Raw genomic sequence first — 21,981 nt, forward strand, 5'->3', positions numbered from 1 at the left:
GAGATTAAACGCCTAATCGATTGATGATCGTATCTAGAATTTCGTTCATAGTATTGATCATTTTTGCGGACGCATTGTAAGAATGCTGGAATTGGACCATATTGGCCATTTCTTCGTCCAAGTTGACGCCCATAACCGACTGTCTCATGTTTTCAAGTTCGGTCATGAGATCATTTTGAATTCCGAATTCTTGTTTTGCTTCTCTCGCTTCCGTTCCCAATTTTGAGATGAGAGTATTGTAGAAATCATCGGTCGTTTTAGAGTAATCAACCATAACCGGACTATTTCTCAAAGCGGATGCGACCATCAAAGCGTTTCTTCCGTCCTTATGACCGCCAGGCGAATTATAATCTCCGGTTCCGCCCACATCCTTACCTCGAGCCGCCGCGATGTTTGCAACATTATTCGCAATTGAATCCGCCACCCTAAAATGGGAAGAAGGATGAAAGTGAGGAGTTAGAGTGATGTCTTCGGAGCGTGCTTGTAACTTGTTGATTTCCCCGAGACGTTTATAGTCGTAAGCGCCGGAAGGACCAGACGCCATTAAGATACCGGCCATTCCCACAAGAAGATCTCCCGAATCTTCCAAATGTCTGAGTATAAAATTCTTATTGGGATGATCATCAGCAACCGTTGCCTTCAAAGCCAACTGGTTATCGTGATTCATATAAGCCACAACGCCAGAACGAGAGGCATTGATCTTCTTAATGATTCCGTTTAACGTATCATTGGAAGAATAAGGAATCAACACAGGAGCTTCTTTAACATTCGATTGATTGAAACTGATCGTTCCGTTGATTCCGATCGGCCTATCGGGATCAATTGTATTTCTACCGGTGACTCTAAAAATCGCAGTGATATCGTTTTGCCCATCTCCATTGGAATCGTATTCCCCAAATGTGTTAATAGATAAAGAGCGAATATTAAAGAAAGCTTGATTTGTATTTCCGTTAATCCCGAATCCGTCTTTGTGGATTTCGTTCACAGCGTCCATTACGTTGATGGAAAGCGAATCTACTTGATCAATCTTCTCACGAATGATTTTATCACGCACCTCAATCAGACCCTGCAACCTTCCTTTTCTCAAAAGAACCGGATCTCCTGTCGCGGACCAATACAGATCTAAAAGTCCGTCTTTGGAAGGATTCCCTATAATATCGATCTTGTTTGCCTTATTACCTTGAACGAGAATTTGCTGACCGATAAAAACCATCAGTTCATCCTCGTCGGAACGGCCAATAGTAACATCAACTAAGGAAGAAAGTTCTTGCAAAAGCGCATCTCGTTTGTCGTAGAGATCGTTCGGTTTATCACCCAAGGCTTCCGACTTACCAATTCTCTCGTTCAAAGTACGAATATTTTCGGCAATCGTATTCATGTGATACGCTTTGGTTTCAATTTCACGATTTGCCTGATCTTGTAGTTGTGCTAGCTTACGATACACGTCTTCGGTTCTACTTCCAAGTCCGTTCGCTTTTTCAAGGACGACAGAACGATGCGCGTTATCTTCGGGATAATTTGCCAAATCTTCCCAAGAAGACCAAAACTTATCCATTAAAGTTCTAAGAGTGGTTCCGTTGGGTTCATTAAAAACAGTCTCTAATTGATATAGATATTCGTTACGTGCCGCCCAATAATCCTTATTCCCTGAAGTTTCTATGATTCTATCGTCGATAAAGTTATCCCGAATTCTCTCGATCGAAGCAATTTCAACTCCCTGTCCGATTTGTCCGGGAAGGTTGGCACGATTCAAAGAAGGATCATATAACGGATCCATCGCGGTCATCGTAACTCTTTGCCTCGCATAATGCTTGTTATCTGCATTGGAAATATTATGACCCGTGGTTTGAAGCGCCTGCTGATGTGCGGATAAACCCCGCTTTCCGATTTCAAGTCCTGAAAATGTGGAACCCATAACTCCCTCCTGTTACGAAAATGCCGATTGATCTAGGCCGACGCATTAAGCATCAAAGCTTGCCTTTTAGTTTGTTTGCGTTCCGGATCTTTCCCCGAACCGTACGTGTTTATACCGGATTCCGTCGCTTTTTCTTTCATTGCGTCGATCGTCTTAGAAAGAATCTCTTGGCGAGTCAGGATTAATTTTTCATTGGATTTAATTTTTTCTTTTAAACGATGTAGTACAGATTTTAGTGAAGAGCCATATTCTTTTAATTTAAAATTGGAATCTCTATCGAGCCTGTTTAAAAAATCGGATAACGTAAGTATTCCAGTCTCAGGAAAAGCGAAGTTTTTAGAACGATATACATCTTCGATCGATTTCATTCTGACCCTTTCGATTTCAGCGGCCATCACAAGCAATTCATATGTTTTTTTAGTAATCGCTTCAAGAGATTTTCCGTCGGCTTTAACGACTGCGATCGATTTTCGAGTTTCTAATTCCAGAACATCCGTATAAAGGTTAATCTCGTCCTGAAAAAGTTTCGTAAGTTGTCCCAACCATTCCTCTTGTTTCATCGTTTTATCCGTTTCCCGCTATCAAAGATCGGTAAAACTGAAAATTTGCTTAGGTAATTTTCAAAGAAAATAGAAGAATAGGTTCAAGACATAAAAGAGATTTGAATTACGTTCTTTATGTTTTCGATCCTAAGATTTGGATCTTGCGGTAAATTTAGAACTCGTCTCAAAATCTTTGTAAAAATCACGACCACGCTCTCTAAACCAATAGCAGTTCCCGCAGATTACGTCTCTTTGCAGAATTTATGGGCTTTCGAACCGGGTATCATTGCTTAATTGCCGCGTCCTAAAGTTTTAAGACAAACTCTTAGTTTTTCAAATTACGTAAACGACCGGATGCTTTATCTATAAAACATATCATAAAAAGAAAAATTCTCTTCCCACTCCGAACATTCGTTTTTCGCTTAAAGTTCGACGTTTCCTTTTCATACGTTTATTTTTTCATAAAATAAAATGCGGAAACCTATATTTCAAGGTTTGAGTATAACATTACAATTGCACTTTAACTTTGATTGTTTGAAACGCGGTATCCCATAAATTACGTTTCTTGAGTAGTATAAACTTTTTCATCGTTAAATTTCCATAGAGTACTACATTTTAAGATTTAGAGTAAGTTGTTTAACATAAACACCATAAAGTCTAAAAAGTAAGTTTATAACTTATTTCCAAATCGTTTTTAGATTGTACTTATTGAACATTTCTAAAATTATAGCAGGATACGATGCAAAAATATTTTAGAATTTTTTATTTTATTTTTTTAACTCAGTTTTTAAATACTGAAACGATCTTTCCCAAAGATAAACCCGGAACCAAAACAAAAGAAATAAAACTTACAGATACGGCCCATCACGATTTCAAGAAAGAAAATCACAAATTTGAAATCATCAAAAAGAAAGAAGCACTCTTTTTCTTTTCCATTCAAACCAGAAAGTTCGCACAAGGTGAACTGCTATTTCTCAAGCTTGTTCCAAAAAAAATGGTTTTTTCCAAATTGGATAGAATCAAAATTATTTGGGAAAAAAAAGAAATTCCCCACACAATAAGTAATTTCATTCTATACGCATGGATTCCCATTCCCCCCGAATTTTCTAAGAAGAACGGTATCCTAGAAATTCAAAATAAGAATCTTTTTAGAAAAAATGACTATAAAGAATACGAAATTCCCATTCACAAAACGAACTTTTCTGAAACAAAAATTTCTTCCCTAATGATCGATAAAAAATACACCTCGCAGGAGCTTTCCCAAGAAACTTTGAATTTTATTGCCGCTTGCTCTCAAGCAAAGGCCGAAGCATTTCAATCAAAAACCGATTTACAGATCGTATCCGATTTCGTTTACCCAGTTCAGGAAGTTCACTTTACAAGTCCGTTTTATAAAAGACGTATTTATAACAAAACTAAAGGAAAACCTCATGGCGGAGTTGACTTCAAAGGTACAGTGGGAACCCCGATTTACGCGATCAACGATGGAACGGTAATTTTGTCCAGACCGATGTATTACGAAGGGAACCTTACCATAATTGATCATGGCTTGGAAGTTTATTCTTTATACATGCATCAATCCGAATCAAACGTAAAAGTAGGCGACAAAGTAAAAAAAGGAAGTCAGATCGGCAAAGTGGGTTCCACAGGAATGTCCACAGGCCCACACCTTCATTTAGGTCTGCGAGTTCAAGGAACGATGGTAGATCCACTTTCTGTAATCGGTCAAAAATTTTTTGATTAATTTTTAAGAATATTCTCAAATTATTACGCAATAAATTGAAAAGAATTTTAATGAGAAGTCGTAATTAGACACAAACCCTAAAATACTTTTCGACCGAAAAAATTTTTATTACTCAGAACTATAAAGAGTTTCTCTCAAAACCTGAGAATTACTTATTTTTGAACCTTCAATCAAATGTGGTAGTGCTACATTTTTGCGGGACTAAAACGTTTTAAAAATTATATGTTAAAAATTTATTATATAAAAATTATCTAACTGATTTTATATAATAAAACGAATTTTCAGACAAATTTCTTTCCTATTCATTCATATAAAAAACAAATACTTAAATGTTCATTAGAAAGTGCCGTTTAACGTAAGTTGGATAGAATCCGATGCAAAAGCGATTGAAGTCTAAATTATTGGATTGATTACTTTATTAGAGTTGTTGAAAAATTAATTCTCCATCTGCTTCCATTGTACTGAAATGAATAATGAAGCAGTTTTGCTAATCTCTAGTATAAAATTTTTCAACAACTCTATTATATAGCCCTGAGTAAAATCCAAAAATAAAATCAAAATTGAATCGTAATTGAAACGCGGACTTTTTGGTTCACTGTGATTTTTTCTTTTTTACGGACATCTGCTTTTAAAGGTAGAACATACTTTATAGAATTTTTTTCAGGGAAAATAGAAGTATTCCAACTTGTAATACCAATTTTAGCTATAACTGGAATCATCCCCCAATGTCTATGCGTTTTATCTAATATAGTTCGTATTTCTTTGGAAGCCTTAACGGATAAGGTCAAAAAATGCCATCCTCCTTTACCCGGATAAATCCAAACAGTTGCTTGAAATTGAATTGTAACTGAATTCAAATTTGTTTATATACCTTTACAGATTGAATTTTGTTTAACTTTTTCAAATTTTAAAAAATAAACTGCGTTTGATAGTTTTTTATATTAGAGTCATTGAAAAATTAATTTTCTTTTATTTTCTTATTAAAACGAATAGGGAAAATCCTTTGCAAACATGAATTTTTTCAAGAACTCTATTGTAAAAAGATATTTATAAATGAAATTCTAAATTTAAAGCCCGTCCATCCTTGCCGAAAGGTCGACAAAAATAATACGCTGAATTTTATAAAATGTGGAAACTCGTATAAAAGCAATAACAAGAAAGGAATTCCCAAAAGACGTAAATTACACAGTGTGACATAGTTTGTAGGAATATCATGTTTCAGTAAAACTTTGCCTAAAAGAATTCTCTATAAAACTAAACCTATATATAAACCTCCGTTTCTACATCAGTTAAACATTCATTTTATATGGACTTCTAAACAAAAACGAATAAGCAAAAAATATTAAAAAATTAAATCATTCAAATATTCTAATACTTTTTCTGGCTCAAGATCATACCCGGTCGCTTCGGATCCGGTCCAATTAATACCCACCAATAAATTGTCGTTTTTCAAACCCGGAAGCCAACGATCCATAAAATTCTGAAAGGAAATTTCATAAGTTTTAAATAAAGAATATGCATCCACATGATCGATGACCGTTTGCACCCGATTTAGGGATGACCAAAAAGGCATAGCTCTTTTTCCGGAAATTGTTATAGGACTAGGAAAACCACTTTCATCCCGCAAAGTCCAAACCTTTTTGTGTTTTTTTATTTCTATAAAAAATTGATGAAATTGAGCAGACGATTGATTCCCCATAATTTTTGACACTTGATAATCGTCTCATCCATTTGAAATCTCGTTCGTATAACATAATATCAATGGAAGTAGAATTACTAAGTCATTCGCATTGAATTTCAAAATTGTTGTTTTACTTTCTCCAAAAAATAAGTTCTTAAACACAATAATAGTCATAACAAAAAATCAACCGACAAGAATCATATATTAAAATTTCAATTTTTTAAAAATCGGAAAACCTTAGTTTTCTCTTTTAAAACTTTGCAGAATTTTCTCCACGGATTCTTCGTGGGTCCTTCCTTTCACTAAACTTTCCGAAATATGAAATAAAAAAGAATCCGGAAGTTTATCCCCTGAGGCTATAAAAAAACCGGTTTTAGCGTATCTGGGCCTAAGATTGTCATAGTAGGTCCAAAAAACTCCATCCATTCTTTTTTCAAAATTCTCTTCACCTAACTCGTGTACTTCGACCATTTCTCCCTGGTTTATAGACAAATCTAAAAATTTTACAAACTCAGGTTTAATTTTATCAATTTCTAAAAAAGGTTCCGGAAAATAAAAGATTCGAATCGAAGGATAACGATTAGGGTCCGTTTCACTGGAAGAAATGATTCCTGCGATTTGACCGGTTCCGGTTTGATCTTTTAAAGTAAGATTTTTAGGATTATGAAAATAAAAATCTTCTGGAAGGGAAAGTTGAACTTGAATATTAGAATTTTTTAAAATTCTAGATTCCGAATTGTATTCCCAATTTGTAAGTTCCTTTTGTTCCCAAGTCGGTTTAAAAAGCAAATAGGAGGTTAATATCTCGGCTTGTTGAAGCGCTTTAAAACTCAAAAGCCCGGCCGTCAAAACCATAAGGCCAAGCAAAGAAATTCGATAAAAAACTGTGCTTTCCAAAAAGCGAAGAATAAAGCCTACGACACAATAAACTGCGATAAAAATAATACCGGATCGGTTGGAATAAAAATCTGTAAAAAAAAGCGATAATATACAAGAAATGAATACGATTCCTTCTACGATAGGATTTAAAAGAATTCGAACTGTATCGTAAGTCGTTGCAGAGTTAGAACTTATTTTATATTTTTTAATAGGCTCTTGCTTAAGGAGCTTTCCAAACGCAAAAGAAATCACAAAGAAAAAAACTGCCGCAATCAAATAAGCTCCGGCAACCAAAAGCAAAATAAAAAAAATAGGAAGATGATTTTCGTGCAAGATGAGAAAAGAGATTCCAATGACGGAGTAAACCAGATAAAGCTTTCGCAAAAAGGAAAGTTCTTGCAGTTTCATGAGGAAAGATTGGAGTTTCTTCCAACCTGGAATTTTTAGGAGCCATTTCATGAGTCAGATTACCGATTTTTTTTTAGATTTGAAAACGAGTTTTAACAACCTATCTCAGTCGATCCAATCATTTCTCGACACCATCGGAATGATCACTTCTTTTTTAAAGATTCTTTTTTCCATTGTTCCCTTAGATTTATTCCTGGTTTTGATTTTTTCTTTGATTCTAGTATTTTTACTCAACACAATTTCACCAACCACAAGTCGTCTAAATTATACCTTAAGCGTATTAGTCGTCTCGACACTTCGAGTATTCTTCCATAAATCCATTTCTCAAACTTGGAATCTCGGACCCATACTTTTAACCGCGATTTATCTTTTGATTCCCGCATATTCCGTGCTTTTATTTCGTTTCGTTTTTTTTTCATTAAAAAAGTTTTACAAAAAAAAACGGGAACTCAATCCGAAGGATTTCGAAAACGGTTTGATGAACATTCAAAAATCATTTCACAATTTGATGGCGAAAGGTTATGAGGAACTTCATTCCACGGATAAAAAACTTTACTTGGATGGTAACGTATTGAAGGAACAAGTTACGGATCTAGAAAGAACAATTCAAGGTCTGAAAAATCTTCTCGATTCTAAAAAAGAATAAAATTCAATTTCAAAAATTCACTCTGTCGGTTTAAACAAATCCTTTATGGCGTCTTTCGCCTTAGACTGATTAAAATCATCCCGATCGATCAATATCAGATCAAGATTTTCCTTTTCAAGACGATTGAGAATTTTTGCAATTTCAGTTTGAGATTTAGAATTGGTCGCCAAATAACGAAACTTCGTTTTACATTCGGGACAGTTTTTATCTTTCGTATAATTTAGACCAAGATGTTTGCAGTTCCCGCAAGTCCCGTAGAAGTCGTCGATTAACATCAATTGAGAAGAAATCTCGGAGACGCTTAACTTCTTCCAAACCCGGACGTATTTTTTATCGTCAGTCTGCATATCTCATTTGGATAATGACAATCTTTTTTTAGTCAAGACAAAACCGGATAGTTAGCTCGATAATATCCTAAACCTCGTTCATTTCATTGATAAAAATGACAACCGGATACAAATCGAATTGTGTAGTTATAAACGATATTCAAAGGAAGACCTAAACTTAGAAATTTTCTGCAAATATCATTCGTTAAGGATTTTCCGTTTTTTTATTTTAACTGATCATATTCAGTTAAAATATTGCTTCGTCTTTGGATTTAAGAAGACCCATTCTTTTTCGAAAAGAAATCTTTTAATCCATATTCAGCATTTTATTTTTTCCTTTCGAAAATATGTCATCGATTCTTTTACCTTGACTTTTGATTTCTTAGATTCAAACTTTTTGAAAATTTCAAAACGATTTAGGAATGCAAAATGAAACTATTATCGATAAGAACTTATCTTATTTTTTTTACTACGTTGATTGCAACCGAGAACTGCCTTTACACAAACGTTAAAACGCCCGGCTGGTTTTACTCCCAAAGTTACACTGACGTTCGCGGAATGGAGCCTGTCGGAAAACTTTCTGGGCAGGCCTGTGGTGAAGGTTGGCTTTGGCTTGTTTACACGGGAGATGAAAGTTATGAGGCCGCGGTCCAAAACGCGATTCAGGACAAAGCCGATCTTCTTTTCGACGTGCAAACCGACTATTACGTCAAATCAATATTTTTCAACCTCTACTTTTATAAGTGCACGCGGGTAACGGGAATTGGAGTTAAACTTCCGCAACGACTGATGAAAAAAGAGTAAAAGAAAAAATGAAATCCCAGATCAAAGTCAAAATTTTCCTCTTACTTTTGTTAAGTGGGATTTTATTCTTAGGGTGTGCGTTACCGATTGGAAATCGTAGAACTCTTGTTAAACGAAATCCAATGCCCTACCCAACGGATGCAATCCTATCCCCCGAAAACCATGTGTCCATAGCGGGAACTTACTTTAGAGATCCTTCAATCCATTACGGAAATGCTTCTACTCGGTTGCGTTTGTTTGGATTCGATGGATTTATACATTCCACTTCTTCTCTTCCACACAAAGATATGTTTCACGGCTCATTGGATGATTGGGATTGGTCTAAACACAGAATCATTCGTTTTGAAGGGCAAAGCCAAGGTTGCCAAAGAGGAGTAACATTGATTCTTCCTTTAAGACAAGGAGAACGGGAAGCTTTAGTTCCGATATCTTTCGTTTTTGGAAAGACGAGTTTCTACGACGAACTCAAGCAAGAAATGAAAAAAAATAAAATCAAATCTCTATTCGATTCCAGATTGGACATAGAACAAACGGCTTATCTATTTTGGTTAATTCAGAAAAAATGTATTCGATTTAAAAGTTATGCTATTCAAGAATTTTGAATCGGGTTCATTGAGCACATGACGGGAAAACAAAGGACAATTCTTATACTTTCTTCCTTATCAGGATTTCTTGGAGTCGCCTTAGGTGCATTTGGCGCTCACGCTTTAAAACCGATTTTAAGTCCTGAATTATTCGTAATTTATGAAACGGGAAATCGGTATCATCTGATCCATAGTATTCCCCCTTTGATTTTAGCGATAACGGGATACGTAAACAACAGTCGACTTGTCTGGTTTTCTTCCATTCTATTTCTTACGGGAATTCTAGTATTTTCAGGATCCTTATACGCATTGGCGATCGTAGGAATTAGAATATTAGGGGCAATTACTCCAGTTGGAGGAATCGCATTTTTAATCGCTTGGGGACTTCTTAGTTTTTACGCGATTCTATCAAAGAAAAACTAACGTTTTATTCCGTAATAGAATCTACCTTTTTTTTCAATCAATCTTCTCGTAATCAAACCCTCCGCAATAATCAAAAGACCTTGAACAGCGGATTCCTTTTTGGTAATTTCCGTATCCTTTTGTTCTGCCATAAGTTGATGCACATATTCCCTTCTTTTTGCTTCAAGAACCCCCAGCATGGAACCACAAACCTTGCTATCGCCAATAAGAAAGGCCAACGCGAGAGTTTGAGGCGGAGTTTCATTACAAAGATAATAAAGAGCTAAATTATCAAAGTAAGAAAATTCCTCAAAAGATTTGACTGTAAGTTCTTCTTTTTCATCCATGATGGATCGATTCCTGTTCAATAAGTTTTTTCTCAAGATATTGTATTAGATAAAAAGAATCCGGATCGGAGCCTGTAGCGGAACGAATTAAATCTTTAGCGGAATAAAATTTTCCCTTCCAATGAACATTTCTTTTGAGCCAATTCAGGAGAGAAGAAAAATCCTCCTTTTCTTTGACTTCCAACCGGAAATTAGAATTCTCTTTCGAAAAAGCCTGAAAGAGTTGAGCTGAGTAAATATTACCTAACGTATAAGTTGGAAAGTACCCGAAAGCTCCTCCACTCCAATGAACATCTTGTAAAACTCCTTCTTTATCAGAAGATACGGTAATTCCAAAAAGTTCTTTCATTTTAGAATTCCAGACTTCCGGAAGTTCCGGAACTTGTATTTTACCGTTGATCAATTCTCTCTCAATCTCAAATCGGAGAATAATGTGAAGATTGTACGTAATTTGATCCGCTTCCACTCGAATCAAGGAAGCAGAAGACTGATTGATATAAGAAAAAAGTTTAGAAAAAGATAATTCAGATTCTTTAATGTTTAAAACGTTAAGTAAAATTGGATAATACATCTCCCAAAACTCTATAGATCTACCCACTTGATTTTCCCAAAGTCTACTCTGTGATTCGTGGATACCCAAAGATACGAAATCGTGCAGAGGGGAAGGACCTCCGACAATCTCAGATATTCCAACTTCGTAAAGAGAATGTCCTGTTTCATGTAAAATACTAAATATGGAAGAAAGTGGATCTCTTAGATCATAACGTGTGGTGATTCTTTTATCCTTACTTCCAAGAGAAGCAGAGAAAGGATGCTCGCTTGAGTCCAAACGTGAAATAGTAGAAGACAACCCTAAGATGCTTGGAAGAGTTTCCCCCAATTTTTTTTGAAGAGGGATTGGAATTTCTTTTAAAAACGGATTTGCAACTTTTTTTCCCTTTGCGATTAAAGGTTTTAAATTGTTTTTCAAATCGAAAAATAATTTATCTAAATTTTTCGCTCTCTCACCGGGCTCATAATTTTCAAGTAAAGCGTCATATGCTTCCGTTTGATAGCCATAACATTCGGTTTGTTTTTTACTTAGTTCAACAATCTTAGAAAGAATCTGCGCAAAATCCGCAAATCGATTTTCCTTTTTCGCTTTAGCCCAAATCGAATGCGCTTTACTCGTAGTGACAGAAAATTCCTCAACAAACTCTTGGGGAAGACGGCGAGAACGATCCAAGTCTTGAAATAATCTTTCAAATTCGATTTTTCGTTCCGCTCGGCCTGGAAGATCTTTTTGCTCGTTTTCTTCCCTCGCCCTTTCCGCAAGTTTGTAAAAACTTTCACCGGCATATTTTGAATGAATCAACCCGGAAAGAAGTCCAATTTGGGAACCTCGTTCCACTCTTCCACCCTCAGGCAAAATAATTTCCGAATCCCATTGAAGCACATTAAGAACATTCCTAAGTGTCCAAATTTCTTGATAAGCAATTCTATATTCCGTAAAAGATTTTAGTTCGCCGCGAATCTGCTCAGTAAAAAGGTTCTCATACTCTTTCATCTCAGTGGATAGTAAAAATTCTTCTTTTAGATTGACAAGTACCCTAACCACAAAAAAATGATTTTTGCGCGAATCGCGGGCATGGTGTAATGGCTAGCACTGTAGCCTTCCAAGCTTCCAGTGAGGGTTCGAGTCCCTCTGCCCGCAAAATTTTTTCAAAAAAATCCCCAAGTGCAAACTAATAACTCGAATACGAGTTTACTCTTAAAAAATTCATTCAGCAGAATTTTGTGATGTTCACTTAAAAGTTGTTCCAAAATCTTAAGACAAAGAATGATTTGGTTTCAAAGTTCTCCAGAAGATAGATTTAGTAAACCGGCGTTTATAAGTATCAAGACAGAAATCGGTTTTCAAATCGAAGAAACATTATACATTTTTAATTAAGAACAAGACAACCGGTTCCTAAAAAGAAACCGATTTAAGATTGGTTCGGATTGAATTTTATTTCTGAATCGAACTTTCCGATCTATTATTTTGAATCTCATTTAAGAAAATGATATTCTTCGTATCATTCTCTAAAATGTTATTGGCAAGTGCTTCCAACAACTTTCCTATTTTTTTACTTTGGGAAACATCCGGCTTACGGGAGATTTTATCCGGTTTATTTTCCGGGTTATCTTCGTTTGCTCGGGAATACAAGGGAAATCCTCCAAATAAGATGTAGAAAAAGAATGCTTTCTAATTTCAAGTCTTGTCAAGCTCATTCCTTATCCTCCACTTTAATTCCGGTGTGTTTTTCCAACTCTTTGATTCTTTTGGCCCATCTTTGAAAATTTACAAGATTATGAATATTCACGCGAACTTTTTGAAATTCGGGAAAAGTTAAACCGTAATCCCAACCTACGAAAATTTCTTTTTTCTTTGGGGAATTTCTCAAAGAAGTTCCGCCCGCAAGAATTGTTCCCGCCGGAACATGAAGATGATCCGCCACCGCACACGCTCCGCCGATGATTACGTCGTCTTCAACGATCGTACTACCTGCGACACCACTTTGTCCAGCAATGATGATATTTTTTCCCAGTACACAATTGTGAGCGACGTGAACCATATTATCAAATTTGCATCCGTCCCCAATGATCGTGTCCTCCAAACCACCGCGATCGATTGTACATAAAGATCCTATTTCAACATCGTCTCCTATTTTTACTCCACCTACTTGAGGAATTTTATGGTGTTTGCCGTCCACGGTAACAAATTTAAATCCATCTCCACCGATCGAACAATTTCCAGAACAGATAAATCTCTTTCCGATAACGACTCCGTGTTGAATGGAAGAATTAAGACCAATTCGAGAATCTTCTCCAATGATTACATTTCTGGAAATCTTAACTCCGTCCTCTAGATAGGTATTCGCTCCAATTACAGAGTTCTCTCCAACCACCACAAACTCTCCTACTGTAACTCCAAAACCGAGCTTAGCAGTCGGATGAACGGAAGCGGTGGAAGAAATTTTTCCAGAAGGAACGTAAGAGGGATAAAGAACGTTAAGAACTTCCGCAAGACTTAGTTCCGGATTAGAAACCACAAGACAAGGAATAGACAACCCCCTTGCAAGTTCTTCGGTGGTTAATATCACGCTCGAAAGGGTTTTCTTGGCTTCGGTTAACATTTTTTTATTGGAAAGAAAACTTACAGAGTTTTTTGCCCCGGGAGAAATAGAGACGATTTTTTCTAGGATGATCGTATCCGGTGTCTGAGTGTTTATAATTTTAGATCCGCTTACTTTTTTTGTTAATTCTGATAATTTGATCTGGGACATGTTTCCTCGTTTTATTTCGTTATTACACGGAGAAATGAACAATTCCGATCGTCACGCAAAAAAGAAGAAAGACCGCATACAGAAAATTATCAATTTATAAGAATTACTATTCAACCGGAAATACGATATAAATATCCCGTTTGACGAAATGGTCTGTCTGAAAACTATGTAGGAAATTTAAAAAATTTTTCATTTTTAGGAATTGTGCCCGCTCATGAAACCGATTAGAGAACCCCAGATTAACTTATTCAAAAAATCCAATCCCTACAAAACTAAAGTAATCAGTAACGTTCTATTAACTCCAGAAACCGGAACCGGAAAAAGACCCAAAAAAGAAGGAGAAGCGCTCGTCCATAGGATAACTTTAGCGCTCGACCATTCCGTTTATCCGTACTTAATCGGACAAAGTGGTGGAGTGATTCCTCCGGGCGAAGATCCTGAAAAGAAAGCGAAAGGTTTAGCCGATGCGAGTTACACCGTAAGACTTTATTCCATCGCCTCTCCAAGTTATTCCTTTGGAATGAAAGAGGACAATATCGAATTCATTATCAAAAGAGATAACGTATACGATGAAAATGGGAACCTTCAATTCAAAGGTGTTTGTTCAAATTATATGTGTGATCTGAAACCAGGCGACGAAGTCATAATGACTGGACCTTCTGGAAAGAAATTTCTTCTTCCTAGCACAGACTTCGACAAAGATATTATGTTTCTTGCAACAGGAACCGGAATCGCTCCTTTTATTGGAATGAGTGAGGAACTTTTAGAACATAAACTTATCAAATTCACCGGAAATATCACTCTCGTTTACGGAGCCCCTTACTCCGATGAACTTGTAATGATGGATTACCTTAGAGCTTTGGAATCCAAACATAAAAGCTTTAAACTTATTACCGCAATTTCCAGAGAAGAAAAGAATCCTTTTGACGGCGGAAGAATGTATATCTCCCACCGAGTTCGCGAACAAGCGGAAATAGTAAAAAAGATTTTAAGCGGCGGCGGACGTTTCTACATTTGCGGCGGACCGAAAGGAATGGAAAAAGGTGTGATTGAAGAAATCCAAAAGATTGCCGGAAACACAGGAACTTACGAAGAGTTTAAACATCACCTGGAAGGCGCTCACCAGTTATTCGTCGAAACATACTGATTGTTTTCAATTCAAAAAAGCCGAGAAAATTCGATTTCTTTCGGCTTTTTCATTTTAGAATCTCGAAGAATATTATAAAAAACAATTCGATGAAATTCATATCCCCTATTTATATTGGTAGAAGAATTAGCTCCATAGGAGACATTGTTCTGAACTTAGCAAGAGGATAGTTTAGTTTTACAATTTCGGGTCCCATTGTATAGAAGCGTTGGGATAACTATAAATTTTACTAGGAGAATTAAATATGGGAATCATTATTCGTGACGTAGATAAAGGCAGAGGCGAAGTGATTCGAGTGGAAGTTTCAGAATATAAAGGGATTAAGTACCTCAATCTCCGAGTTTGGTATACCGATAAAGACGGAGAAAAAAAGCCGACTCAGAAAGGGATTGCAATCCCACCAGAACTCTACGACGAAATCAAAAAAGCAGTCATCGAAGCCGAAAATGAAGTAAAAAGCTAAAATTCATTTTTATGTTTGATATAAGTTTTTTCATCCAATCCAACCTTGTCATGGAACAGTAGCGCCTTTTAACTTTCCAAATAAAGTAAAACGAATAAAAGATAACAGACACTTTGAGTCATTAGACTGAAATTCAATCGTATATATGTCTATGCAAGTGAAATGAAAATATATTAACAAGAAAAACAAAACCATCACCTTAGGACAGTATTACCAATCTTTTAAAAAAGCGAACGCCGGTTTTTTTCGGCGACACTTTCTCCGATACAAAGCCTAAAGTTGGAATCCCCTTTAAAATCACCGACACTTTTTAGATTTTCGGAAGCTTTTACGAGTTTTTCTTCCCAAGATTTTCGTACAGTTTCTGCGACCGCATAATCTTCTTTTACCATAGCGGTGTTCATCGTGTCCATGTCGCGAGTGGAGTCGTTCAAGATATCCATAATCTTATTGTTATACGAAACCGGATCTTGAGAATTACATCCGTAAGTCAAAAGAAGAATACCACCGATTATCATAAAAACTATTGTCAGTTTTTGTATTTTCATGCGCACAGGGTTCCAATTTAGAATTACAACTTTATTTTAATGAAGAACCTTTGAATCGATTTTAAAAATTATAAATAGAAATCACTTGTTATCAATAAAAAAGATTATAGTTTGTCATTCGATTTCCAGTTGTATAAGCTTAATTCGTTAAGTGTCATTACCGGCTTTGGGTTTCTTACAGATAAGCAATGGAACAGACCGGTCATCAAGGGAAAGCCGATTCGTAGAAGAAATTTTCGTGCGATTGAGGAAAAAATTTATAGCCTGTCTTAAAAACCTTAAAAGAAATCAGTCACAATGATTCAATAAGTTCGTAATAAAATATAGAAGTTCCACAAATTAAATCCCTTTGGTAGTTTACGAGCTTTCGAGCATATTTTATAATTGTTAAGTTCTCGTCGAGGTTTTGATTTTATTGGATTCATAATCGCATAGAAACAAACGAAAGTTTATTGTTTTCAAATCTTTGCAAAGAATTCGGAATCAGTCGTAAGACAGATTAGAAGCATTTAAGATAATACGAATGAAAAAATCAGTTCTTAATCTAAAAATCCCAAAAAACATCCACACGAGACTCTGGAAAACGTTGTAATTCTTCATAATGCAAACAAGAGAAAAGTATTCTACTTGGAGTCGAAAATTTAAGGTCAATTGGAACGTCCGGGGTTTTAAAAGACGGAAGCAAAGGATCGAAAAATTAACATTAGGAAACCTCTATAAAATGAATTTTTCATTTAGAGATTGGTAACAAAATGATGATTTTATGAAGCAATTTAATTTTAGGATTGTTATCTTTTTGATTTACAGAGGCTCTTTTTATGCACGAATCTTTAAACGATAGGATTCTCTCCGACTTTTTAAAAAGTATGAAAGATTTACTTTTAAAAGAAAAAGAAGAAATCCCTAGTTTTACGAGAATCTATCAAAGAGAAAAATTAATTAACGAAACGTTTAACGAAGTTGAAAAAAATTCAGATTCTTCCTTTCACAGTGAGATTCTTTGCATTCGCGATGCGAAAAAAAAATTAAAAACTCGCTATCTCACAGATTGTATTCTCATTACCTCTTTAGAGCCTTGTCTCATGTGCACGGGCACAATTCTTCTTTCAAGAATTCCGAAAGTAATCTATCTTTTACCTGCGCGACAAGGAGAAGGAATTTCATCTCTCAGCATAGAGACGATCTATTCACGAAATTTTTTTCCCGAACTGATTTGCATTCCTACTGAAATTTCTAAAAACGCATTCAAATCGTTTTTCAAAATCAGAAGAAAGAAATTCAATTGACATACAACCTCTAGACGGAATTTCTGAAAGCTACAGGAGAAGTGTCAGAGTGGTCTATTGTGCATGCTTGGAAAGCATGTGTGCCAAAAGCACCCCGGGTTCGAATCCCGGCTTCTCCGACTCCGTATTATGGCAGGAACTCACGAAGTCCTTTCTCGGAAATACCGCCCGCAAATATTTCGGGACGTAATTCATCAAGACCTTGCCATAGGCGCTCTTCAAAACGCACTTAAATCCGGAAAAATCGGTCACGCATATATTTTTTTCGGTCCTAGAGGAGTCGGTAAAACGACAATCGCGAGAATTCTTGCAAAACGATTAAACTGCCAAAATCCGATCGATAACGAACCTTGCAACAAATGTAGTTCTTGTACCGAAATCACGAAAGGAATTTCAAGCGACGTTCTTGAAATCGATGCCGCGAGCAATCGGGGAATCGAAAATATTCGCGAACTCAGAGATAATGTTAAATTCGCTCCTATGGGCGGGAAATATAAGGTTTATATAATAGACGAAGTCCACATGTTGACGGATCAGTCCTTCAATGCTCTTCTAAAAACTTTGGAAGAGCCTCCGGCTCATATCGTTTTTATTTTGGCCACAACCGAATTTCATAAAATTCCAGAGACCATTCTTTCTAGATGTCAGGATTTTATCTTTAAAAAAGTTCCTTTGTCTGTTCTACAAGATTATTCCGAAAAACTTTGTAAGATCGAAAATGTTCAATACGATCAAGAAGGACTTTTCTGGGTCGCGAAAAAAGGAGACGGTTCCGTAAGAGATATGCTTTCCTTTATGGAACAAGCAATCGTATTTACGGATTCCAAATTATTAGGAACCGGAATCCGAAAGATGATCGGTTATCACGGAATTGAATTTCTAACTTCGTTTATCAAAAGTCTTATCGATCCCGACAATCACTCAAAAAGTTTGGAAATTCTTGAATCCCTCTACCAAGAAGGTCAGGATATCTACAAATTTTTATGGGATTCCATAGAATTTACTCACACTCTTAACTTGATCCGCGATTCCCTTGCCGATCCCGAATCCGTTAATTTCCCCAAAGAAGATCTGGCGAAAATGAAATCTGATTTTGAAAATGTGGATTCTTCAAAATTGAATTTTCTTTCTGGAAAACTTTTCGAAATTTACGAAAGAATTAAAACGATTCGCTTGAGAAATTCTTTTGAGATTAAGGTATTCGCGGAAATTCAAATCAAAAAACTCGTGGAAGAACTTACTTATCCGAGTTTGGCCGGTTTGGTCGATCGAATCAATCATTTGATTCTTATGATGCAAGGTTCTAAAAACTCCACTCTCGACATAGAACACAGTAAACCACTCCCTATACTTAGAGATGCGGCACAAGCAGAACCTTCTAAAAAAAAAGATAATCCATTTTCCGATGTTTCTTTAGAATCCCACTTCGAGTCTAATCAACAGGACTCTTCTTTAGGAAACGATTCTTTGGAAATAAAGTCGACCATAACTTCCGAACCGAATTCACAAAAGTTCGATACGAGCACCGAGATAAAGAAAAAATTTCTTGGGACCGAAGTAGATCAAAGTAAAATCCCTAAATTGGATTCTTAACATTATGCTTGGTAAAATAAAAAACCTATCAGAACTTCTCTCCAACATGGGGGCCTTCCGAGAAAAAATGGAAGATGTAAAAAAGCGCATCGCCCTAATACGAGTAGTAGGAGACGCAGGTGCGGGAATGGTAACCGTTACGGCTACAGGGGAAGGACAAATTATTAACGTGTTCATCAATAAACAACTCTTCGATTCAGATGATAATAAAATGTTAGAAGATCTTGTTATGGCCGCGACAAACGACGCCCTCAAAAAAGCGAAAGAAGCAACTGCTTATGAGTTTCAATCTGTATCCGGGGGTTTGGACTTTTCCGAAATTTCCAAAATGTTCGGCGGAAATTTTGGCTAATCACCTTCTTGAAGAAATGGTAGATGTTCTTTCTTCGCTTCCGGGAATCGGAAGAAAGAGCGCTTTTAGAATCAGCTTTCATCTTTTAAGACTTGAACAGGGTCTTTTCAATCATTTCATTCATCAACTCACGAATACGAAAAACAAAATTAAATTTTGTAAACGATGCGGTTCTTATGCGGAAACGGAAATTTGCGACATCTGCACTTCGGAAAAAAGAGATACTCACACATTCTGTGTTGTGGAACAACCGGAGGATATTTTTTTTATTGAGAACACAAGAGAATTTCACGGCAAATATCACGTGTTAAATGGAGTAATTTCCCCTTTGGAGGGAATCGGGCCGAGAGATCTTAGAATCAAAGAACTTTTGGAAAGAATCGAACCGGAACAAGTAAAAGAAGTTTTAGTCGCCACGAACCCAACTCTTGAAGGAGATGCAACTGCAGATTATTTAGCAAATCAGTTAAAGCCTCTTTCCGTAAACGTAACCCGAATCGCCTACGGGATTACGGTCGGAGGTTCGATTGAGCTTGCAGACCAATACACTTTAGGAAGAGCCATTCGTTCCCGTCTTCAACTTTAATTTTAGAATCTATGCTCTGCAGTTACAAAAAATTCCCTAAGAATTTTTCCGTAAGTCGTATCCAAATAAGCCTTCAATCCATCTCCCGCTACAAAATAACCGGATCTCATCAAAATTTGCATATCTCGAAATGCATTCCATCTTAAGTTGATATTAACTTCGTGTCCAAAGAAAGTGTTTGTTCTGTATCCGTTATCAAAATTGAAGTAACGATTATTTTCGACATAAGGCGACTTTGTTCCATACAATCGATAATATCCTAACGTCAGGAGCAAGGGACCGTAAACGACAAAGTCTCCATTAACTCCGTATTCGTACAAACCACTCGAATCTTTTCCGGAAAAAAGCGCATAACCTCCCGTAAAGTCGTGCCCAATGTTCGATATGGAGTAACCGGGCATCAAAGTTTTATAACCTCCACCTCGAAGATTCGCTTTTGTCCCATCTTTATCAAATCCGGGGCGTCCCGTAGTGCCAACTCCTATTAAGTTAAAGGTTAGATTTTCGCTATAACGGTAGGAAAACTGAAGATCCGCCATTCCACCAGATATATTATGCTTACTAAATTGATTATATAAAACATTTCCGGCATTATCCCGATACGGTTCCAAAACATGAACGGTTCCGTGATTATAAATTCCATGAACTACAAATCCAAAGTTTGATAGATTGATCTCGTTCATAAAACCGTGCCAAAACAATTGACCGAATTCACTATCCAAAGCGATTACCGTTCCTCTCGCGTTAGTTGTCTTTTCTATAGATTTAATCGTATCGTCTAAGAAGTAAGAATAGAGTTCGTGTTTTACATTGTTGAAGAAACTCGTTTTGACTTTGTAAAAATAAATATTTGTTCCGACATAATTCTTATCTGCGTAAGAGTTTTTATCTAAGTCGAGCTGAGCGTTTTGTCGCGCTACAAACCAACCAGATTCAATTGTAGTATTCCACAACCGAAAGTCTTTGTTAATCGTAATTCCGGTACCCGAAGCAAAGATCACTCTCCCTCTCGGGGAAAAAAAGAGTTGCTGACCAACTCTCAAACTAAAAGCATCCTCCGGAAGTTTAAAATTCAAATATAAAAATGTAGTCTGTATATTTACCGGAGAAGTAGAATTCGCTTCTCCACCTTGACCCGGACCGGTTGTAGAATTTTGACCGAAACCTTTTCCGCCAAAAGTAATATCGCCAACTTGAACGCCCCAAAGCGCTTCGAAATATTTCGAAGTACTAAAGTTCATGTTAATCGTCATTCTCGTATCAAAATATGAAATGTCTTCTTTTTGGGGAGACAAGGTGCTGGGATTACCTTTCAATTTTTCCGTAATTTCAGTTTCGGCTATATTCTGATTTCGTTGTTGTTGTTCGGTTTTAAATGCGTCTTTATCGTAAGGAGTTGCGGAAGTTTGGCGAGACGTGTATATATCTCTTGCAAGATTGAATCCACGCACCCTATAATTTCCTTGAAAATCGAGTTTAGTTTTCTCTTCAACTTCTTGGGAAAAAACCAAAGATGGAAATAAAATCATCGCAAGACAATAGAAGCCATAAGCCTTTTTTAAAAGGTTATTGAACACGAATCACTTTACCCAGCTATTTTGATTAAAGTATCGGTTTTTCAATTCTTCTAAAAGACCAGTTCGCTTCAATTCCTTGATGAAGAAATTTAAATTATCCGCAAAAATCAAATCATTCAATGGAAGAGCGGCGCTGATATTTTCCTCCTGAACTGTGCCCAAAAGAGGAAGATAATTTGCCTTCAAAGAAGGATTTTTTTGAAGTAAAGTAAGAATAAAAAAACTGTCCGCTACAAAACAAGTAACATTGTTACTGATAAGATTATCGATCGCGATCGAATCCGAAAGATAACTATAAATCGGCAATTTAGAGAATTTCTTTTGAAGATAAATGTGATTTGTGGTATTGGATCTTACCGAAAAACTCACAAGACCACTCAAATTTGCAAGATCTGAAAGGCTCATAAATCTCCTGGAAATAACTATATTTCCTTCCGGTTCCGGCGGAAGAATTTTTTTGCTGACAAGTCCTGCAGGAGTCGTAACAAGATAAGGATCAGAAAAAGTGACTTGTTTACCTCGATTTAAGTCGGTGGATATTCCAGCAAATGCAAGATCTATTTTTCCAACACGAATATCTTCCGCAAACTGTCTGAAAGTTTTAAGGGGTACGAGCTTTAAGGATACTCCAAGATAATCCGCATAGAGTTTAGCCAATTCTGCATCGATACCTGGATATCCATCTTTCGGGTTTTCGATATAAAAGGGTTCGTAGTGTTTATTTACACCGACAACGAGTTCTTTCTTAGAAAGAATTCTTTCTAATCTGGAACCAGCATATTCCGACTGAGAAAATAGTGCCGCCGGAAAAACCAAAAACAAACATAGAATTCTTATCACGAACAT

23 protein-coding genes, 2 tRNA genes and 1 pseudogene are annotated in these 21,981 nt (G+C 36.4%); 13 read left to right on the forward strand and 13 right to left on the reverse strand.

All coding sequences use genetic code 11. The annotated features are described in order from the left end of the window. Positions 1 to 4: 4 nt before the first annotated feature. A complete protein-coding gene (gene flgK, locus LEP1GSC190_RS17295) occupies positions 5 to 1,915 on the reverse strand; it encodes a flagellar hook-associated protein FlgK (RefSeq protein ID WP_002749137.1) in 1,911 nt (636 codons plus the stop codon). A gap of 32 nt (positions 1,916 to 1,947) precedes the next feature. Continuing rightward, a complete protein-coding gene (locus LEP1GSC190_RS17300; RefSeq protein ID WP_002749119.1) occupies positions 1,948 to 2,475 on the reverse strand; it encodes a flagellar protein FlgN in 528 nt (175 codons plus the stop codon). 721 nt (positions 2,476 to 3,196) lie between these two features. On the opposite strand from LEP1GSC190_RS17300, the gene LEP1GSC190_RS17310 reads away from it, so the two are divergent. Further along, positions 3,197 to 4,201, forward strand: coding sequence for a M23 family metallopeptidase (locus LEP1GSC190_RS17310; protein ID WP_002749115.1), 1,005 nt, complete (start codon positions 3,197 to 3,199; stop codon positions 4,199 to 4,201). Between the two features lie 554 nt (positions 4,202 to 4,755). Here the strand turns inward: LEP1GSC190_RS17310 and LEP1GSC190_RS17315 are convergent. From LEP1GSC190_RS17315 to LEP1GSC190_RS19585, 3 genes are all read right to left on the reverse strand, one after another. After that, positions 4,756 to 5,058, reverse strand: coding sequence for a DUF1905 domain-containing protein (locus LEP1GSC190_RS17315; protein ID WP_002749120.1), 303 nt, complete (start codon positions 5,056 to 5,058; stop codon positions 4,756 to 4,758). 485 nt (positions 5,059 to 5,543) lie between these two features. After that, positions 5,544 to 5,900 carry a DUF2750 domain-containing protein gene (locus LEP1GSC190_RS17325; protein WP_004771153.1) on the reverse strand — a complete coding sequence of 119 codons (357 nt, stop codon included), beginning with the start codon at positions 5,898 to 5,900 and terminating at the stop codon, positions 5,544 to 5,546. Positions 5,901 to 6,119: 219 nt separating this feature from the next. After that, the gene (locus tag LEP1GSC190_RS19585; RefSeq protein ID WP_002749139.1) at positions 6,120 to 7,220 is read right to left on the reverse strand and encodes a hypothetical protein; all 1,101 of its coding nucleotides are present in this window, start codon (positions 7,218 to 7,220) and stop codon (positions 6,120 to 6,122) included. Here LEP1GSC190_RS19585 and LEP1GSC190_RS17335 point away from each other — a divergent pair. Further along, positions 7,219 to 7,815, forward strand: a complete 597-nt coding sequence (locus LEP1GSC190_RS17335) for a hypothetical protein (protein WP_002749105.1) — start codon at positions 7,219 to 7,221, stop codon at positions 7,813 to 7,815. The genes LEP1GSC190_RS19585 and LEP1GSC190_RS17335 overlap by 2 nt on opposite strands. 17 nt (positions 7,816 to 7,832) lie before the next feature. On the opposite strand, the gene LEP1GSC190_RS17340 is transcribed toward LEP1GSC190_RS17335, so the two are convergent. Beyond that, a complete protein-coding gene (locus LEP1GSC190_RS17340; protein WP_002749114.1) occupies positions 7,833 to 8,162 on the reverse strand; it encodes a hypothetical protein in 330 nt (109 codons plus the stop codon). A 408-nt stretch (positions 8,163 to 8,570) separates the two neighbouring features. Between LEP1GSC190_RS17340 and LEP1GSC190_RS17350 the strand changes: the two genes are divergently transcribed. From LEP1GSC190_RS17350 to LEP1GSC190_RS17360, 3 genes are read left to right on the forward strand one after another with little or no spacing between them, the layout of a single operon-like run. Then, positions 8,571 to 8,945 (forward strand): TRL-like family protein, encoded by a 375-nt coding sequence (locus tag LEP1GSC190_RS17350; RefSeq protein ID WP_002749117.1) that lies wholly within the window; start codon positions 8,571 to 8,573, stop codon positions 8,943 to 8,945. A gap of 8 nt (positions 8,946 to 8,953) precedes the next feature. Then, the gene (locus LEP1GSC190_RS17355; protein WP_002749148.1) at positions 8,954 to 9,547 is read left to right on the forward strand and encodes a hypothetical protein; all 594 of its coding nucleotides are present in this window, start codon (positions 8,954 to 8,956) and stop codon (positions 9,545 to 9,547) included. A gap of 18 nt (positions 9,548 to 9,565) precedes the next feature. Then, on the forward strand, positions 9,566 to 9,952 hold the full coding sequence (locus LEP1GSC190_RS17360) for a DUF423 domain-containing protein (RefSeq protein WP_002749122.1): 387 nt from the start codon (positions 9,566 to 9,568) through the stop codon (positions 9,950 to 9,952). On the opposite strand, the gene LEP1GSC190_RS17365 is transcribed toward LEP1GSC190_RS17360, so the two are convergent. Together LEP1GSC190_RS17365 and LEP1GSC190_RS17370 are read right to left on the reverse strand one after the other, a co-directional pair. Next, entirely contained in the window at positions 9,949 to 10,278 is a 330-nt protein-coding gene (locus LEP1GSC190_RS17365; protein WP_002749171.1) for a hypothetical protein, read from the reverse strand. The genes LEP1GSC190_RS17360 and LEP1GSC190_RS17365 overlap by 4 nt on opposite strands. Further along, positions 10,271 to 11,875: a carboxypeptidase M32 gene (locus LEP1GSC190_RS17370; RefSeq protein ID WP_002749110.1), complete on the reverse strand. Its 1,605-nt coding sequence runs from the start codon at positions 11,873 to 11,875 to the stop codon at positions 10,271 to 10,273. The genes LEP1GSC190_RS17365 and LEP1GSC190_RS17370 overlap by 8 nt, the downstream gene beginning before the upstream one ends. A gap of 24 nt (positions 11,876 to 11,899) precedes the next feature. Here LEP1GSC190_RS17370 and LEP1GSC190_RS17375 point away from each other — a divergent pair. Further along, positions 11,900 to 11,971: transfer RNA gene (locus LEP1GSC190_RS17375), tRNA-Gly, on the forward strand. Between the two features lie 294 nt (positions 11,972 to 12,265). Here the strand turns inward: LEP1GSC190_RS17375 and LEP1GSC190_RS17380 are convergent. Further along, positions 12,266 to 12,463 carry a hypothetical protein gene (locus tag LEP1GSC190_RS17380; protein ID WP_002749106.1) on the reverse strand — a complete coding sequence of 66 codons (198 nt, stop codon included), beginning with the start codon at positions 12,461 to 12,463 and terminating at the stop codon, positions 12,266 to 12,268. A 61-nt stretch (positions 12,464 to 12,524) separates the two neighbouring features. Continuing rightward, a complete protein-coding gene (gene lpxD / locus LEP1GSC190_RS17385; RefSeq protein ID WP_002763609.1) occupies positions 12,525 to 13,583 on the reverse strand; it encodes a UDP-3-O-(3-hydroxymyristoyl)glucosamine N-acyltransferase in 1,059 nt (352 codons plus the stop codon). A gap of 214 nt (positions 13,584 to 13,797) precedes the next feature. Here lpxD and LEP1GSC190_RS17390 point away from each other — a divergent pair, with 214 nt between their 5' ends. Continuing rightward, the gene (locus tag LEP1GSC190_RS17390; RefSeq protein ID WP_002749154.1) at positions 13,798 to 14,730 is read left to right on the forward strand and encodes a ferredoxin reductase domain-containing protein; all 933 of its coding nucleotides are present in this window, start codon (positions 13,798 to 13,800) and stop codon (positions 14,728 to 14,730) included. A gap of 244 nt (positions 14,731 to 14,974) precedes the next feature. Then, positions 14,975 to 15,193 (forward strand): transcriptional coactivator p15/PC4 family protein, encoded by a 219-nt coding sequence (locus LEP1GSC190_RS17395; protein WP_002749163.1) that lies wholly within the window; start codon positions 14,975 to 14,977, stop codon positions 15,191 to 15,193. 272 nt (positions 15,194 to 15,465) lie between these two features. On the opposite strand, the pseudogene LEP1GSC190_RS17400 reads toward LEP1GSC190_RS17395, so the two are convergent. Then, positions 15,466 to 15,741 (reverse strand): annotated as a pseudogene (locus LEP1GSC190_RS17400) (LIC11966 family surface protein); the annotation flags it as partial. 818 nt (positions 15,742 to 16,559) lie between these two features. Here LEP1GSC190_RS17400 and LEP1GSC190_RS17405 point away from each other — a divergent pair. The 5 genes from LEP1GSC190_RS17405 (at position 16,560) to recR (ending at position 19,558) form a co-directional block, all read left to right on the forward strand. Next, positions 16,560 to 17,027, forward strand: a complete 468-nt coding sequence (locus LEP1GSC190_RS17405) for a nucleoside deaminase (protein WP_002749177.1) — start codon at positions 16,560 to 16,562, stop codon at positions 17,025 to 17,027. A gap of 35 nt (positions 17,028 to 17,062) precedes the next feature. Then, a tRNA-Ser gene (locus LEP1GSC190_RS17410) sits at positions 17,063 to 17,146 on the forward strand. Positions 17,147 to 17,156: 10 nt separating this feature from the next. After that, positions 17,157 to 18,620, forward strand: coding sequence for a DNA polymerase III subunit gamma/tau (gene dnaX / locus LEP1GSC190_RS17415; RefSeq protein ID WP_002749116.1), 1,464 nt, complete (start codon positions 17,157 to 17,159; stop codon positions 18,618 to 18,620). A gap of 4 nt (positions 18,621 to 18,624) precedes the next feature. Next, positions 18,625 to 18,972 (forward strand): YbaB/EbfC family nucleoid-associated protein, encoded by a 348-nt coding sequence (locus tag LEP1GSC190_RS17420; protein ID WP_002749170.1) that lies wholly within the window; start codon positions 18,625 to 18,627, stop codon positions 18,970 to 18,972. Between the two features lie 16 nt (positions 18,973 to 18,988). Then, the gene (gene recR / locus LEP1GSC190_RS17425) at positions 18,989 to 19,558 is read left to right on the forward strand and encodes a recombination mediator RecR (protein ID WP_216824102.1); all 570 of its coding nucleotides are present in this window, start codon (positions 18,989 to 18,991) and stop codon (positions 19,556 to 19,558) included. Positions 19,559 to 19,560: 2 nt separating this feature from the next. On the opposite strand, the gene LEP1GSC190_RS17430 is transcribed toward recR, so the two are convergent. Together LEP1GSC190_RS17430 and LEP1GSC190_RS17435 are read right to left on the reverse strand one after the other, a co-directional pair. Beyond that, positions 19,561 to 21,135 carry a hypothetical protein gene (locus tag LEP1GSC190_RS17430; protein WP_002749150.1) on the reverse strand — a complete coding sequence of 525 codons (1,575 nt, stop codon included), beginning with the start codon at positions 21,133 to 21,135 and terminating at the stop codon, positions 19,561 to 19,563. A 3-nt stretch (positions 21,136 to 21,138) separates the two neighbouring features. Beyond that, on the reverse strand, positions 21,139 to 21,981 hold the full coding sequence (locus LEP1GSC190_RS17435) for a substrate-binding periplasmic protein (protein WP_036036416.1): 843 nt from the start codon (positions 21,979 to 21,981) through the stop codon (positions 21,139 to 21,141).

This window comes from Leptospira mayottensis 200901116 (assembly GCF_000306675.2).
Classification (GTDB): Bacteria; Spirochaetota; Leptospiria; order Leptospirales; family Leptospiraceae; genus Leptospira; species Leptospira mayottensis.

Coding starts and splice junctions, on each gene's coding strand:
- flgK (WP_002749137.1), bottom strand. CDS start 1,915: ATGGGTTCCACATTTTCAGGACTTGAAATCGGAAAGCGGGGTTTATCC.
- LEP1GSC190_RS17300 (WP_002749119.1), bottom strand. CDS start 2,475: ATGAAACAAGAGGAATGGTTGGGACAACTTACGAAACTTTTTCAGGAC.
- LEP1GSC190_RS17310 (WP_002749115.1), top strand. CDS start 3,197: ATGCAAAAATATTTTAGAATTTTTTATTTTATTTTTTTAACTCAGTTT.
- LEP1GSC190_RS17325 (WP_004771153.1), bottom strand. CDS start 5,900: ATGGGGAATCAATCGTCTGCTCAATTTCATCAATTTTTTATAGAAATA.
- LEP1GSC190_RS17335 (WP_002749105.1), top strand. CDS start 7,219: ATGAGTCAGATTACCGATTTTTTTTTAGATTTGAAAACGAGTTTTAAC.
- LEP1GSC190_RS19585 (WP_002749139.1), bottom strand. CDS start 7,220: ATGAAATGGCTCCTAAAAATTCCAGGTTGGAAGAAACTCCAATCTTTC.
- LEP1GSC190_RS17340 (WP_002749114.1), bottom strand. CDS start 8,162: ATGCAGACTGACGATAAAAAATACGTCCGGGTTTGGAAGAAGTTAAGC.
- LEP1GSC190_RS17350 (WP_002749117.1), top strand. CDS start 8,571: ATGAAACTATTATCGATAAGAACTTATCTTATTTTTTTTACTACGTTG.
- LEP1GSC190_RS17355 (WP_002749148.1), top strand. CDS start 8,954: ATGAAATCCCAGATCAAAGTCAAAATTTTCCTCTTACTTTTGTTAAGT.
- LEP1GSC190_RS17360 (WP_002749122.1), top strand. CDS start 9,566: ATGACGGGAAAACAAAGGACAATTCTTATACTTTCTTCCTTATCAGGA.
- LEP1GSC190_RS17365 (WP_002749171.1), bottom strand. CDS start 10,278: ATGGATGAAAAAGAAGAACTTACAGTCAAATCTTTTGAGGAATTTTCT.
- lpxD (WP_002763609.1), bottom strand. CDS start 13,583: ATGTCCCAGATCAAATTATCAGAATTAACAAAAAAAGTAAGCGGATCT.
- LEP1GSC190_RS17390 (WP_002749154.1), top strand. CDS start 13,798: ATGAAACCGATTAGAGAACCCCAGATTAACTTATTCAAAAAATCCAAT.
- LEP1GSC190_RS17395 (WP_002749163.1), top strand. CDS start 14,975: ATGGGAATCATTATTCGTGACGTAGATAAAGGCAGAGGCGAAGTGATT.
- LEP1GSC190_RS17405 (WP_002749177.1), top strand. CDS start 16,560: ATGCACGAATCTTTAAACGATAGGATTCTCTCCGACTTTTTAAAAAGT.
- dnaX (WP_002749116.1), top strand. CDS start 17,157: ATGGCAGGAACTCACGAAGTCCTTTCTCGGAAATACCGCCCGCAAATA.
- LEP1GSC190_RS17420 (WP_002749170.1), top strand. CDS start 18,625: ATGCTTGGTAAAATAAAAAACCTATCAGAACTTCTCTCCAACATGGGG.
- recR (WP_216824102.1), top strand. CDS start 18,989: ATGGTAGATGTTCTTTCTTCGCTTCCGGGAATCGGAAGAAAGAGCGCT.
- LEP1GSC190_RS17435 (WP_036036416.1), bottom strand. CDS start 21,981: ATGTTCGTGATAAGAATTCTATGTTTGTTTTTGGTTTTTCCGGCGGCA.